Annotated in this window: 15 protein-coding genes; 11 read left to right on the top strand and 4 right to left on the bottom strand. The window is 71.4% G+C overall.

Features of this window, described 5'->3' with window-relative positions:
* The first annotated feature begins 90 nt into the window (after positions 1-90).
* Positions 91-1,575: an aldehyde dehydrogenase family protein gene (locus tag ABD363_RS22520; protein WP_344606428.1), complete on the top strand. Its 1,485-nt coding sequence runs from the start codon at positions 91-93 to the stop codon at positions 1,573-1,575.
* 149 nt (positions 1,576-1,724) lie between these two features.
* On the opposite strand, the gene ABD363_RS32690 is transcribed toward ABD363_RS22520, so the two are convergent.
* Positions 1,725-1,916, bottom strand: coding sequence for a hypothetical protein (locus ABD363_RS32690; protein ID WP_486388795.1), 192 nt, complete (start codon positions 1,914-1,916; stop codon positions 1,725-1,727).
* 606 nt (positions 1,917-2,522) lie between these two features.
* The gene (locus ABD363_RS22515) at positions 2,523-3,428 is read right to left on the bottom strand and encodes a ScbA/BarX family gamma-butyrolactone biosynthesis protein (protein WP_344606426.1); all 906 of its coding nucleotides are present in this window, start codon (positions 3,426-3,428) and stop codon (positions 2,523-2,525) included.
* Positions 3,429-3,634: 206 nt separating this feature from the next.
* On the opposite strand from ABD363_RS22515, the gene ABD363_RS22510 reads away from it, so the two are divergent.
* From ABD363_RS22510 to ABD363_RS22500, 3 genes are all read left to right on the top strand, one after another.
* Positions 3,635-4,258 (top strand): ScbR family autoregulator-binding transcription factor, encoded by a 624-nt coding sequence (locus tag ABD363_RS22510; RefSeq protein ID WP_344606424.1) that lies wholly within the window; start codon positions 3,635-3,637, stop codon positions 4,256-4,258.
* Positions 4,259-4,311: 53 nt separating this feature from the next.
* On the top strand, positions 4,312-5,169 hold the full coding sequence (locus tag ABD363_RS22505) for an NAD(P)H-binding protein (RefSeq protein WP_344606422.1): 858 nt from the start codon (positions 4,312-4,314) through the stop codon (positions 5,167-5,169).
* A gap of 103 nt (positions 5,170-5,272) precedes the next feature.
* Complete coding sequence (locus ABD363_RS22500; RefSeq protein ID WP_344606502.1) at positions 5,273-6,043, top strand: SDR family NAD(P)-dependent oxidoreductase; 771 nt, start codon at positions 5,273-5,275, stop codon at positions 6,041-6,043.
* Between the two features lie 26 nt (positions 6,044-6,069).
* On the opposite strand, the gene ABD363_RS22495 is transcribed toward ABD363_RS22500, so the two are convergent.
* A complete protein-coding gene (locus ABD363_RS22495) occupies positions 6,070-6,723 on the bottom strand; it encodes a TetR family transcriptional regulator (protein ID WP_344606500.1) in 654 nt (217 codons plus the stop codon).
* A 151-nt stretch (positions 6,724-6,874) separates the two neighbouring features.
* Complete coding sequence (locus tag ABD363_RS22490) at positions 6,875-7,075, bottom strand: tautomerase family protein (RefSeq protein ID WP_344606420.1); 201 nt, start codon at positions 7,073-7,075, stop codon at positions 6,875-6,877.
* A 154-nt stretch (positions 7,076-7,229) separates the two neighbouring features.
* Between ABD363_RS22490 and ABD363_RS22485 the strand changes: the two genes are divergently transcribed.
* The 7 genes from ABD363_RS22485 to ABD363_RS22455 all read left to right on the top strand — a co-directional run bounded on the left by ABD363_RS22485 (position 7,230) and on the right by ABD363_RS22455 (position 13,988).
* The gene (locus ABD363_RS22485; protein WP_344606418.1) at positions 7,230-8,093 is read left to right on the top strand and encodes a helix-turn-helix transcriptional regulator; all 864 of its coding nucleotides are present in this window, start codon (positions 7,230-7,232) and stop codon (positions 8,091-8,093) included.
* Between the two features lie 552 nt (positions 8,094-8,645).
* Positions 8,646-9,578: a pseudouridine-5'-phosphate glycosidase gene (locus tag ABD363_RS22480; RefSeq protein WP_344606416.1), complete on the top strand. Its 933-nt coding sequence runs from the start codon at positions 8,646-8,648 to the stop codon at positions 9,576-9,578.
* A complete protein-coding gene (locus ABD363_RS22475; RefSeq protein WP_344606414.1) occupies positions 9,575-10,243 on the top strand; it encodes an HAD family hydrolase in 669 nt (222 codons plus the stop codon). The genes ABD363_RS22480 and ABD363_RS22475 overlap by 4 nt, the downstream gene beginning before the upstream one ends.
* Before the next feature lie 127 nt (positions 10,244-10,370).
* On the top strand, positions 10,371-11,738 hold the full coding sequence (locus ABD363_RS22470) for an MFS transporter (RefSeq protein WP_344606412.1): 1,368 nt from the start codon (positions 10,371-10,373) through the stop codon (positions 11,736-11,738).
* A 101-nt stretch (positions 11,739-11,839) separates the two neighbouring features.
* On the top strand, positions 11,840-12,304 hold the full coding sequence (locus tag ABD363_RS22465) for a VOC family protein (protein ID WP_344606410.1): 465 nt from the start codon (positions 11,840-11,842) through the stop codon (positions 12,302-12,304).
* Positions 12,301-12,828: a cupin domain-containing protein gene (locus ABD363_RS22460; protein ID WP_344606408.1), complete on the top strand. Its 528-nt coding sequence runs from the start codon at positions 12,301-12,303 to the stop codon at positions 12,826-12,828. Before ABD363_RS22465 ends, ABD363_RS22460 begins: the two co-directional genes overlap by 4 nt.
* On the top strand, positions 12,819-13,988 hold the full coding sequence (locus ABD363_RS22455; RefSeq protein WP_344606406.1) for an acyltransferase family protein: 1,170 nt from the start codon (positions 12,819-12,821) through the stop codon (positions 13,986-13,988). Before ABD363_RS22460 ends, ABD363_RS22455 begins: the two co-directional genes overlap by 10 nt.
* Positions 13,989-13,996: the final 8 nt, after the last annotated feature.

Raw genomic sequence — 13,996 nt, 5'->3', positions numbered from 1 at the left:
CATTGAATATCCGGCCGACGGGTTCTGTCAAAGGCTTCCGCGGCCGGGAGAGCTGATGATTTTTTTCGGATACGAGAATGGAGTGGGAGAATGACCCTGACAGAAATGCCCGCGGCGGGACTGTCCACGGCGCCGCGCAGGATGTTCATCGGCGGCGCGTGGGTGGACGCGCTCGACGGCGCCGTCCTGGAGACCCTCGACCCGGCGACGGAACAGACGCTGGCCACCGTGCCGCGGGGCGGCGCCGCGGACGTGGACCGGGCCGTGCGCGCCGCCCGCGCCGCCGTCGAACCCGGCTCTCCGTGGCGCCGTACGACCCCCTCGCAGCGGGGCCGGATCCTGCACCGGATCGGTGATCTGATCCTGGAGCACGGCGAGGAGCTCGCCCTGACCGAGTCGCGGGACAACGGTAAACCGGTGACCTACGCGTCGTTCGCGGACATCCCCATGGCCGCCGACCTGTTCCACTACATGTCCGGCTGGACCACCAAGATCGAGGGGCACACGATCCCCTTCTCGGCCGCGGCCCCCGGCAGCTTCCTCTCGTACACCACGCGCGAACCCATCGGAGTGGTCGGCCAGATCATCCCGTGGAACTTCCCGCTGATGATGGCGGCTTGGAAACTCGCCCCGGCGCTCGCGGCCGGCTGCACCGTGGTCCTCAAGCCCGCCGAGCAGACCCCGCTGAGCGCGCTGCGGCTCGGGGAACTGATCCAGGAGGCCGGGATCCCGGACGGCGTCGTGAACATCGTGACCGGCGACGGGGAGGCGGGGGCGGCCCTGGCGGCCCACCCGGACGTCGACAAGGTCGCCTTCACCGGTTCCACGGAGGTCGGCAAGCAGATCGTCCGGGCCTCGGCGGGCAACCTCAAGAAGCTCACCCTTGAGCTGGGCGGCAAGTCCCCGAACATCGTCTACGCGGACGCCGACCTCGGGCGCGCCGTCGCCGCCTCGGCCGGCGCCATCTTCTTCAACCAGGGCCAGTCCTGCATGGCGGGCTCCCGCCTGTACGTCGAGCGGCCCGTGCTGGACCAGGTGGTCGAGGGCCTGGTCGCGGAGATGAACAAGCTGGTCGTCGGCGCGGGCACCGACCCCGCGACCCAGCTGGGCCCGCTGGTCTCCAGGGAACAGCTCGACAGGGTCCGGGGATACGTCGAGTCGGGTGTGCGCGACGGAGCCGTCCCGCACACCGGCGGCCAGTCCCTGCCGAAGCGGGGCTACTTCACCTCGCCCACGATCTTCACGGACACGGCACCGGGCATGAAGATCGTCGACGAGGAGATCTTCGGCCCGGTGCTGGTGGTCCTCCCCTTCGACCGGCTCGACGACATCGTGTCCATCGAACGCACCAACCCCTACGGCCTGGCCGCCGGCGTCTTCACCCGCGACCTGAGCAAGGCCGTCCGCACCGCCGACGCCATGCGCGCGGGGACGGTGTTCGTCAACACCTGGAACACCCTCGACGCGGCTCTGCCGTTCGGCGGCTACAAGCAGTCCGGCTGGGGACGGGAGATGGGACACGCGGTCCTGGAGAACTACCTGGAGACGAAGACGGTCATCACCGACCTGTCCTGAACCGCCGGTGCGGTGATGAGCTGTCTGTCGGCCGACATCCGCTCCCAGACGTCCCGGAAGAGACCAGCCAACGCTGTGACCTGCGGTGTCTGACCGTCGCAGGTCGTTGACCTGTAGGAATGCCGTCGGGGGGCGCGCATGGCTGTGATTCAAGCAAACGTAGTGCCTGAGGGCTGGTCCGACAGGTACTTCGAGCGCTCTCTCTGAGTGAAGGTCCGGTGGACCGCTCCGGAGATCCTTCTCATGGCGGAGACCGGATCAGAAAGGGAGGCATCCCGCGGCCGGATCCTTCCGTCAGCCCCGCCGCTGGCGAGGGTGCGGCCGTCCGGGCTGAACGCCACCGACTCCACGAGATCTATCTCTATGGCGTAGCTGACGGCGTGCTTATTGATCTTGATTGTGGCCTGCCGTTGTCCAGTTGTACTGGGTGGTAGTTCTGGTCAGTCGGTGGGGTCTACGCGGAACCGAGTGTCCGGTGGCGGGGGATAGGTGGGCTGGGGCCTTGACCCCGGTTCCTGGACACGGGTTATGCGGCTTGCGTCAGCGTAGTTGATGTCGTTCGGAAGGCGTTCTCGTAGGCGATGGGGCTGCGGTGTCCGAGGCCGCCGCCTCCGGCGCCCTGCCACCAGGGACCGGCTCCGGCCCGCCGCCCGCCGCGCGGCGGCCAAGACCGGCCTGCGCGGCGAGCACGCCCTGGCCGTGGTCGACACCGTCATCGCCTTCGACCACGCCGGTACCTACGGCCGGCGCCGGCGGCCGGCACTCGGAGGCCGCCCTCTCCGCCCCGGCCGGCCCCCTGGTGCCCGCCGTCCGCCGGATTCCGCCCGCCCGTCGGCGCGAGCACCGTTGCGGCGCGGGCGGGGGAGGGGCGCCGCATCGGTTTGGACACGGCGCCGCGGTGCCGGCGGGGGCGGGGCCTCCTCCGCCGGGGTGGTGCGGGGCGGTGGTCAGTGCGGGGTGTCGGTGGTGACGGTGGCGGTGAAGACCTTCCGGCCGTCCTGCTGTGCGGTGAGGTGGAGGCCGGGAGGGGCGGAGCGGGTGTGCAGCAGGCAGGGGCGGTCGAGTTCCGCGTAGCGGTGGAAGGCCGCGTTGATGCCGGCGAGCAGGACCGGACCGGGGCGTGCGGCATGGGTGGCCTGGCGTGCGGCTTCCAGGATGAGCATGCCGGGAATGTGGTCGAGCGGGTGGTCGAACAGGATGGGATGGGCGGGGTCGACCCTCAGCAGCCACTGGTCCGGGGCGCCGGTGGGAGACAGGAGCACGTCGTCCGGGCGGTGCCGCTCGACGCGGGAGGCGGGGACGGGCGGGGAGGGCGGCAGGGCGCGGGAGAGCGCTTGGAGGGGGTCGGCGTAGGGGCCGCGGAGGCGGCGGTAGACGGCGGGCGGGAAGTTGGTGAAGGACAGGTCGGCGGTGGCCAGGTGGTTGCCGCCGAGGGTCGCCGTGATGCGGGTGTGGTGCCGGGCGGAGCCCAGGGCGCGGCGCCGGGTGAGGGTCCGTGTGACCTGGAGCAGGGGTTCGGCCGGCTCCTCGGTGATGCGCAAGGCGGCGGGGACGAGGTCGAGGCGGAAGCTGTCCCACCCCAGGCGGTGGTCGAAGGGGATGCCGTAGGCGGCGTGGGAGAGCAGGGGGACTGTCTGCCGGATGGTCTCGACGAGTAACAGCGGGTCGTACAGGCCGTGGTGGCTCAGGTAGAAGGGATGGTCGCCGGGCCAGCGGGCGGTGACGACAGCGGTGTCGTCCCCCGCCGGACGCCAGTCGGTGAGCAAGACCTCCGCGTGGTTGCTCTTGTGGACCCACTCCTTTGGTACGGTGCCCGGGGACGTGGCTTGCCTGGGCTGGACGGCACTGGTCATCAGCGGTCTCCTCCCCTTGTGGACGATCGGCGCATGCAATCCGGCCTGTGTGCTGCCCGGCAGGTCCCGGACGTGTCAGGCGTGGTGCCCCTGGGGTCCGCAGGGCTCACGGGGCAGGTGAGCCCGCCGGGGCTGGGGGCGCTTCCCTGCCGCGGTAACATAAAAGATAATCTTTTTCCTGTCGAGAGGTGTCAGGTGAACTGCCCATGACGGAGCTCAAACAGGAGCGGGCGATACGGACGCGGACCCGCATCATCCGGGCGGCGGCGGAGGAGTTCGACGCGCACGGGTTCGCAGGGGCGAACGTGGCCTCGATCGTGGAGCGGGCCGGGATGACGCTGGGAGCGATGTACTTCCACTTCAAGTCCAAGGAGGCGCTGGCGAGGGAGGTGATGAACAGCCAGACCGAGGTGATCGAGCCGCTGCTGCACAGCGAAGGGCTGCAGCGGCTGGTGGACATCACGCTGGTGTGGTCCTATGCGTTGCGGGACGACCCGCTGCTGCGCGCGGGGGTGCGGCTGGCGGTGGAGCAGGGCTCCTTCGGGCTGAAGGACGACAGTTCCTTCCGCAGGTGGGAGCGGGCCATGACCGAGTGCCTGGAAGCGGCGAAGAAGCGCGGCGAACTGCTGGATGAGGTGGAGCCGGCCCTGGTGGCGCAGTTCCTGGTGGGGGCGTGCACGGGAACGCAGCTCGACTCCCAGCTCAGCAGCGGGCGCAGCGATCTGACCGAGCGCGTGGTGCGCATGTGGCGCTACCTTCTGCCGGGTATCGCCCGCCGGGGGGCGATAGCGGCGATCGACCTGGACCCCGGGCGGGGGCGTGGGGCATGAGCGCGCGGTTACCGGGCTGTCCCGGCTCCGTCGGTGAGGGGGCCCGTCCGTCCGTGAACGGGCGGATCGTGGTGACGGGCGGCACCGGGACGGTGGGCCGGCAGGTGGCGCGGCGGCTGGCGGCCGCCGGTGTCGCCGTGCGGGTGGTGACGCGGGATCCGCGCCGGGCGGCCCGTGCGGGGGTGCCGGGGGAGTTGGTGGCGGCGGACTTCGCCGACCGGCGGCGGCTGGCACGGGCCCTGGCCGGCGCGGACTCGGTCTTCGTGGTCACCAGCGACCCCCGGCAGCCCGCGCACGACGAGAACATCCTCGGCGCCGCGCTGAGCGGCGGGGTGCGGCACCTGGTCAAGCTGTCCGCCCTGGCGGTGGCCGACCCGGCGGCCGACGACCTCATCACCCGCTGGCAGCGGTCGAACGAGGAGAGACTGGCGGCCGCGGACCTGCTGAGCACGGTGCTGCGGCCGCGGGCGTTCATGTCGAACGCGCTGGAGTGGGCGGCCGGGATCCGGCGGGAGGGGGTCGTGCGCACCCTGTACCCCGATGCCCGCAACGCCTGCGTCGATCCCGCGGACATCGCCGAAGTGGCCGTACGGGTGCTGACCGTTCCCGCGTTCCAGGGCGGGACCTGGGCGCTGACCGGGCCCGAACCCCTCTGCGCGCGGGAGCAGACGGAACAACTGGCCCGGGTGCTGGGCCGGCCGCTGCGCTGTGAGGAGCTGACGCCGGAACAGGCCTGCGCCCGGTGGCGCGCATCCATGCCCGAGCCGATGGTCCGGGCCCGGCTGCTCAGCGCCGAACGTCAGCGCCAGGGCGCCAAGGAGGCAGTGCTCGACGGGGTGAAGGCCGTCACCGGCCGGGACCCCGGCACGTTCGCCCGCTGGGCGGAACGGCATGCCGGGGCCTTTCGGTGACGCCCCGCCGGCCGCGGCGGCCGGCGGGACCGGTGGGTGAACCGTGCCCGGGGACCGGGGGTTCCCAGGCACACGACGGTGCAGGGAGTTGGAGGCACGCATGATGACACCACAGGGACTGCTGCACGGGAAAACCGTCATGGTGACGGGGGCGTCGAGCGGGATCGGCGCGGCGGCGGCGCGGCTGTTCGCCGCGGAGGGAGCCGCGGTGGTGCTGACGGCCCGCCGGAAGGAGGCGCTGGAGAGCCTGGCCGCGGACATCCGTGCCGCCGGAGGCGAGGCGGAGGTGGTGCCGGGCGACGTGACGCGTGCCGAGGACGTGGAGGCCGCCGTGCGGACCGCCCGCGAACGCTTCGGGTCGCTGGACGCGGCGTTCAACAACGCCGGCTGGGCGGTGGCCGGCACCAGGCTGCACGAGCTCGACGGCACCCTCTACGACCGGATCATGGACGTGAACGCCCGGGGCGTGTGGCACTGCCTGCGCAGCCAGATCCCGGCGATGCTGGAACAGGGCAGGGGAGGGGCCATCGTCAACACCTCCAGCGTCGCGGGACAGCTGGCCACCGGAGCGGCGGCGCCCTACGTCGCCGCCAAGCACGCGGTCATCGGGTTGACCCGAGCCGCGGCCGCCGAGTACGGGGAGCACGGCATCCGGGTCAACGCCTTGGTGGTGGGGAACACCCGTACGGAGCTGATGCAGCAGGTCCTGGAGCGCACCCCGGGTCTGGAGCAGCATTTCACCGCGCGCGCCGTCCAGCACCGGATGGCCGGGCCGGCGGAGGTGGCCCAGGCCGCCGCGTGGCTGTGCAGCGACCGCTCCTCCTTCGTCACCGGTGCGGCGGTGGCGGTGGACGGAGGCTGGACCGCCGTGTGAGCGGCGGTGCGGGCGGCGCTTCGGCCTCACGGCCTCCTGCCGGACCCCTGGGCGCCGGACGCCTCCCGCGGCGGCACCGCCGGGACGCCTCCGGCGGTGCCGCCGCGGCCGGCGCCCGCCGGACGCAGGAGGCGCCGGGTGCCGGCGGCGGCGATGCCGTGGGCCAGGAACGTCCACAGGCGCGACGGGTGCGGCGGGTGTTCGCCGGTGAAGCCGTCCGCCCACGGGATCGGCGGCTGTGCGCCGGTGACCAGGCAGGCGACCAGCATGGTCACCTCCCAGGGCGCCACACCCGGCCTCAGCTCGCCGTTCAGGTGGGCCTGCGTCGCCAGCTCGTGGACAGCCGGCAGCCAGGCGCGGTACCAGTTGCGCCGCTGCGCGTCCCCGTCGCGGCACAGCCTGCTGGCGGCCCGCACGGTGGCATCGTCCCCGAGCAGCGTGGTCACGGCGTGCGAGACGTCGATGACCGCCTGCAGGAACGGCGGCCCTCCGCCGGGGACGCCGGCCACGGCGCTGCGGGTCGCCTCCTCGCCCAGCGCGGACACCGCGTCGGCCAGTTCTCTCTTGGAGGGGAAGTGGAACGTCAGCGCCCCCATCGTCATGTTCGCCGCTGCGCAGATGCGCATCAGCGATGTCCCTGCGTACCCCGCACGAGCGAACTCGGCGGCGGCCGTCTGCACCAGGCGCTGCCGAGTCCTCACGGCTCGTGTCTGACTCACCGGTCGATCACCTGACTTTCGCTGTTCGCGGCCCGGCGAACCGGGCCCGATATCGGGTGCGGCGGGCCGGGGGACACCCACCGGGAGGTCCCCCGGCCCGCCAGCGGCCGGCTCAGTCGCCGGCCGCGGGGGCAGGGGCGGCGAGCCGGCCGCCCCTGCCCCAGTAGGAGGGGTCGACCTCGCGGATGACGACCGTCACGGCCTCCACGGGGCAGCCCGCCCCCTGCGCGACGGCTTCGCTGACCTGCTCCACGGTCCGGGAACGGGCAGCCGGGGTGCTGCCCTCCCACCAGTCGATCGTGACGACGGGCATGGCATCTCCTTCAAACGTCTACGGACGGGTGCGTGGGCCGGTGGGCCGGCGGCAGGGTGCCGGGGCGCCACCGCATCACATAACGAGCGATTTTTTTGTTATGGTAGTGCGCGCAGCGACCGGGTGAACCTGATACGGAAGCCGGGAGGACCGGATGAGGCACCAGACGGCGGCACGGACGGCCCGCGGCGGCGCCCTGCACGCGCTGCCCGGCCCGCTGCGGCGCAGCGACCGCCCCTCGCTCCAGCCCCCGCGTCCCGGGCAGACCGGGACGGCGTGGGACGACCTGGAGGAGGTGGAGACCGCGCTGGCCCGTGCCCAGCAGGTGATCCGCGAGCACCGCCTGCTGCGGGCGCAGCCCCCGGCCGCCGGCCGTCCCGGCCGCCGGCCGATGCCGCTGCGCGACGTCACCGACGCCCCCGTCACCGGCCGCGACCTGATCCTCGCCGCCGAGCGGGAGGCCTGCCTCGCCCTGGCGGTCCCCGACTCCCCCGACTGCCTGGCCGAGGCCGAGGACCAGTACCGCACGCTGCGGTCGGCGGAGGTGTCCGTGCGCGTCCTGTACCCGAAGGCCATCATGACCGTCGCCGGGGCCGCGGCCCACCTGGAGCGGGCGGCGGGCCTGGGCGTGCAGTGCCGACTGGTGTCGGTCCGCCAGGTGTTCACCGCGGTGATCGACCGCACCACCGTGTTCATGGCCGCCGGCGCCGAGCCGGGCGAGGCGGGGGAGCGGGTGTTCCGCGAGTCGGAGGTCGTCGCCCTCCTCGCCGAGGCGTTCGAACAGAGCTGGGCGTCGAGCATGCCGGTCCGCGCCGTGGTCTCCCGGCTGCTGACCCCCCAGCAGGTCACCGCGCTGCAGTTGATGAACTCCGGGGTGAAGGACGAGAAGATCGCCCGGATCATGGACATCTCGCCCCGCACCCTGAGCCGGCTGGTGGCCAAGGCCATGGAGGCGCTGGGAGCCAGAAGCCGCTTCGAGGCCGGCGCCAGGGCGCAGGAACTGGGCCTGCTCGGCTGAGCGCACCACGCCCATGCGCTCTCCCGCATCCCGGCGCGGCGCACCGCACCGTCCGTCGCCACCGTCGCGCACCGCACGTCACCGACTTCCCGCAAGGGAGAAAACCACCTCCCTCCTCTGATTCCGAAAACTCACCAAAAGACCGCTCGGGCCGCTGGGAAAAGAATTACCCCAGCGGTCCTCTTCTGTCTGGTCCGAGTTTTCTGTTTCCTCTGCCGCCCATGGAAGCAGAAAGAGCGGGCCGAAAGCGCGATGATGTCCTGTCGTCGCCAGCGCCGGGCGGGTACTCGCCACCGCACCCCGGCCAAACCCGGCGCCCACCTGGCGATTGGCCCGAACAGGCGGAAGCGGGAACGGGCCGCGCCGCCGCCGGAACCCGCGCGCGGCGAAAGGGAGAGTAAACGCCTCGGAAACCCCGGAAAAAAGCCCGCCGATGGCCGATGAATGCCAGGCGAGTAGTCGCCACTCAAATTCGTGGACGCGCCCGCGTGCGCCCCGCAAAATCGGGTCGGAAGCATCGAGGACACCACCACACACTGCGGAGGCAATGCCGTGCACGAACTGCTCGAAATCGATGAAGAAGTAGCGGACGCGCTGTCCGACGGACTCCCCGTGGTCGCTTTGGAGTCCACGGTCATCGCCCACGGCCTGCCGTACCCGGGCAACCTCGACACCGCGCTCGCCATCGAGAAGGCCGTCCGCGACGCCGGCGCCGTACCCGCCACGATCGGCCTCGCCCGCGGCCGGTTCCTGGTGGGCATGAACCGCGACCGGATCGAGGAGTTCGCCACCTCGGCCGACGTCGCCAAGGTCAGCAGCCGGGACATCGGACCGGTCCTGGCCCGTGGCGGCCTGGGCGCCACCACCGTGGCCTCCACCCTCGTGGCCGCCGACCTCGCAGGCATACCGGTGTTCTCCACCGCCGGCATCGGCGGCGTCCACCGCGGCGCCTCCGAGACCTTCGACATCTCCGCCGACCTGGTGCAGTTCACCCGCAGCAAGGTCGCCGTGGTCTGCGCCGGGGCCAAGAGCATCCTCGACCTGGGACTGACCCTGGAGTACCTCGAGACCCTGGGCGTGCCGGTCATGGGCTACCGCTGCGACGACTTCCCGGCCTTCTACTGCCGCTCCTCCGGTTTCAAAAACCCCCAGCGCTTCGACGACCTGGAAACCATCGCCCGCGCGATCCGCGCCCACTGGGCCGCGGGCCTGCCCGGCGGACCGCTGGTGACCCACCCCATCGCCGAAGCGGACGCCCTGGACAGCGCCGCCATGGAGGCCGTCATCCAGGAAGCCCTGCAGGAGGCGGAGACCGCCCAGATCCGCGGCGCGGCCATCACCCCCTACCTGATGAAGGCCGTCTCCCGGGCCACCGGCGGCAAGAGCGCCGCCGCCAACCGCGCCGTCCTCGTCTCCACCGCCTCCGTCGCCGGCCGGCTGGCCGTCGCCTACGCCCGCACCGCACACCCGGAGGAGACCCGGTGAAGGCCGCAGTCTTCGACCTGGACGGCACCCTGGCCGACACCCCCTCGGCCATCTCCGCCCTGCTCATCACCGTCGCCGCGGAAGCCGGCCGCACCGTCACCGAACAGCAGGTGCGCCCCACCATCGGCAAGCCGCTGGAACCGTCGATCGGCCACCTCATCGGCCGACCCGTCGACGACCCGGCGACCGTCCGGGCCGTCGCCCGCTACCGGCAGCTGTTCAGCCAGGAGGTCGTCAGCCGCGGACCGGCGATGCTCTACCCCGGCGTCCGCGAAGGCCTGGTCACCCTGCACGAGCGGGGCACCCTCCTCGCCGTCGGCACCTCCAAGATCACCTCCAGTGCGGAGGCCCTGCTGTCGGCGATGGGCATCCGCGACCTGTTCGGCGCCGTCATCGGCCACGACCAGGTGTCGCACGCCAAACCCCACCCCGAGACCGGGCTGCGCGCCGCGGCCGCCCTGGGCCTGGACCCCACCGACTGCGCCTACATCGGCGACACCGTCACCGACATGCGCATGGCGCACGCAGCGGGCATGGAAGCCGTCGCGGTCAGCTACGGCGTCGCCTCCCCCGAGGAACTCGGCGCCCTGGAGGACACCGTCGTCTGCGAGGACTTCGCGTCCGTCGTACGCGCCCTGACCGCCTCCTCCGTCTCCCTCCTGTGACCTCCCCTGCTCCACATCGACAGAAAGACCCTCGAAGATGACCACAGAAACCGCACCGGGCGGTGCAACCGGTAGCGGCAGCCTTCCCGGCCCCGCACCACGGCCCGAACCGACTCCGTCCAACAAGATGACCTCCAAGGAGGCGTGGACCCTCACGGTCCTGGGCTGCGCCCTATTCCTGGCCACCTTGGACTTCTCCATCGTCTACGTGGCCCTCCCCAGCATCGGTGCCGACCTGTCGCTGCGCGAGAGCAGCCTGCAGTGGGTCGTCAGCAGCTACGCCATCTTCTTCGCGGGCTTCCTGCTGGTCGGCGGACGCATGGGGGACCGCTTCGGCGCCCGCCGCGTCTTCCTGGGCGCCACCGCCCTGTTCGGCGTCAGCTCCCTGGCCGCTGGACTCACCGACGACTTCACCACCCTGGTGATCGCCCGCGCACTGCAGGGCATCGGAGCGGGCCTGCTGGACCCGTGCACCCTCGGCCTGATCCAGCAGGTCTTCCCGCCGGGAGCGAAGCGGAACCGGGCCATGGCCGTGTGGAGCGCGGTGGGCGCCCTAGGGCTGGTCGGCGGTGTCGTCATCGGAGGACTGCTCACCGCCGTCTCCTGGCACTGGGTGTTCTTCGTCAACGTCCCCCTGGCCGTCGCGGTGATCGCCCTGGGCTTCCTCCTGCTGCCCGGCCGACAGCACCAGGACGGCGGCCGCCCCACGCCCCTGAACGTTCCCAGCGCCGTCTTCGGCACGGGTGCGATCCTCCTGCTGGTGCTCGGCCTCTCCCGGCTCGGGGACGTCGGCATCACTGCACCGTCCACCGTGATCGGTCTGGTCGGATTCGTGGTGCTGGGCACCGCCTGGGTCGTGCGCGAACGCACCAGCGCCAGCCCGCTGATCGCACGCCAGCTGTGGCGCACCCGCTCGCTGATGACCGCATGCGTCATCGACGCCTGCTACGTCCTGAGCATCGGCGTGGAGTTCTTCCTGGTCACCATGTTCCTGCAGAACGAGCACGACATGGGACCGCTCGCCGCCGGCCTGGGTTTCCTGCCGCTGACCGTGACGGTGATCCTCGGCAACGTCATCACCGACCGGTTCATCGGCCGACACGGTCCCAAGCCGATGGTGGTGACCGGCCTGGCCATCGCCGGTCTCGGCCTGGCACTGCTGGCCGTGGGCGTGCACAGCGACAGCTACCTGATCGGCATGCTGCCCGGCCTGCTGCTGTCGGGAGTGGGCAACGGCATCGCCTTCCCCGCGATGTTCGTCTACGCCACCTCCGACATCCCCGGGGAGAACCAGGGCGTGGGCGCGGCCATGATGACCACCACCCAGTACGTCTTCTCCGCCACGGGCCTGGCCATCTTGGTGCTCATGCTCGGGGCATCTCCCCAGGCCGGAAACTTCACCGTCACCTTCGCCTTCAGCGCCGCGATGGGATTCCTCGGCTCCGTCATCGCCGCCGCCGCCATGCGCCGGCCCCTCCAGACGGCAGCCGACTGACCACCCCCGCCGCCGCCACCCCCCACCGGCCGGCCCGCCGCCCCGCCCCCACCCGGCGGCGGGCCGGCCGCCCCGGACCTCGCCCCGAAGGAGCACCCGCCATGGAGATCCTGGCCAGTCGCATCGTGATACGCCCCGGCGATCCCGAAGCCAGCCGCACCTTCTACCGCGACCAACTCGGCCTGGCCATCTACCAGGAGTTCGGCAGCGGCCCGGAACGCGGCACCGTGTTCCACCTGGGCGGCGGATTCCTGGAACTGGTGGGCCGCGGCCCGCGGCCGCACACCAGCCACCCCGCCCTGTGGCTGCAGGTCCGCAGCCTCGCCCGGACCCGCGCGCGCCTGCTGCGCAACGGCGTCACCCCGGAACGGGACGCCCGAACCGAGCCCTGGGGCCTGTGGGAGATGCACCTGACCGACCCCGACGGCATACGGATCTACCTCGTCGAGATCCCCCAGGACCACCCCTTCCGACACGGTGTGCCGGCCCCCGACAACCCGCCCCCCACCCCGCTGGAGGACCAGATCAAGACAGCCGAGGCCGAGGCCGACGGAGGGCAGTGGTGACGCTCCTGGTCCACGCCGACCGCTCCTACCTGGGCACCCCCGACACGGCGGACACCGTCTCCATCGGCACCAACAAGTGCACCATCCTCATCCCCACCCACACCACGGGCGACCACCTGGGACTGTTCTCCCTCTCCCTGGCCCCCCACGGCCCCTACGCCACACCCCACTTCCACAAGAACATGACCGAGCTGTTCATCGTCGCCTCCGGCGAAGTACAGCTCACCAGGGGAAACACCTCGGTGACCGCCGGACCCGGGACGGCCCTGTACGTACCGCCCGGCACCCCCCACGGCTTCGCCAACGTCTCCGACGCCCCCGCCGAACTGATGATCGCCTTCACGCCCGGAGCCCACCGGGAGCGGTTCTTCCTCGGCCTCGCCGACCTGTTCAACCAGAGCAGTCCGCCCACCGAGGAGGAACTGAGGAAGTTCGCCGAGCAGCACGACCAGTACACGTACCACCCCGACACGGCGGACACCGTCCGCCCACCGATCGCAAAGGACCGGCCCTCGTGGGACTGATATCCAAAGAAGAGACATCCCGAAGAATCCCCTCCCTGACGGGCATGCGCTTCGTGGCCGCCTGCATGGTCTTCGTCTCCCACGTCGCGGGGAACAGGATCTTCGGTGACGGCGACACCAACGACACCTTCTTCGACCTGTTCAACCCGGCCGGCTGGATGGGCGTCGGCTTCTTCTTCATCCTCAGCGGATTCGTCCTCACATGGTCGGCCCGGGACGACGACACCGTCCGGTCCTTCTGGCGCCGAAGAATGGTGAAAATCTTCCCCAACCACCTCGTCACCTGGTTCGCCGGACTCGTCCTGATGATCGTCACCGGCGAGGTCCTCAACGCCTTCCACGCCATCCCCAGCGCCTTCCTGGTGCACACCTGGATCCCCCGGATGGACGCCCTCACCGGGACGAACGGGCCGAGCTGGTCCCTGTGCTGCGAGCTGGTGTTCTACCTCGCCTTCCCCTACCTCCACCGCCTCGTCAAGAAGATCCGCCCCGAACACCTGTGGTGGTGGGCGGCCGGCACCGTCACGGCCATCGCCGCCTGGGCCGCACTGGTGTACACCACCTTCCCCAAGGAGCCCGGCATCATCTGGGCGCCCATGCCGTTCTGGCACTTCTGGGCGATCTACAACCCCCCGCCCATCCGGATGCTCGACTTCCTCCTGGGCATCCTGCTGGCCCGCCTGGTGATCACCGGGCGCTGGATCCCGATCGGCTGGACGGCCACCACGATCCTGGTCCTCGCCGGCTACGGCGCGATGCTCGTCGTCCCCCCGGAGTTCGGCATGATGGCCGTCACCGCGCTCCCCCTGGCCGCGCTCATCGCCCAGGCCGCCACCACCGACCTCACCTGCGCGCCCTCCCCGTTCCGCGGACGCGTCATGACCTGGCTGGGCGAGGTGTCCTTCGCCTTCTACATGGCCCACTACCTCATCCTGCACTTCTCGCTCAAGGCCATCGGACCCCAGCAGTGGTCCGTCCTCGAAGGCCTGACCGTCAGCCTGGCGATCTTCCTCGTCACCCTGCTCGCGGCCCACCTCCTGTACCGCCACGTCGAGGTGCCGGCCATGCGCGCCTGGGCCCGCCCCCGGACCACGCCGGCCCGGCAGACCCCCGCCCCTACCGGGGCGATCCCCCGGCAGAGGACCTCTGTCCTGCTGTAACCCCACCC

This window comes from Streptomyces glaucus (assembly GCF_039533365.1).
Lineage (GTDB): Bacteria > Actinomycetota > Actinomycetes > Streptomycetales > Streptomycetaceae > Streptomyces > Streptomyces glaucus.
This window is presented reverse-complemented; position numbering and strand designations above follow the sequence as displayed.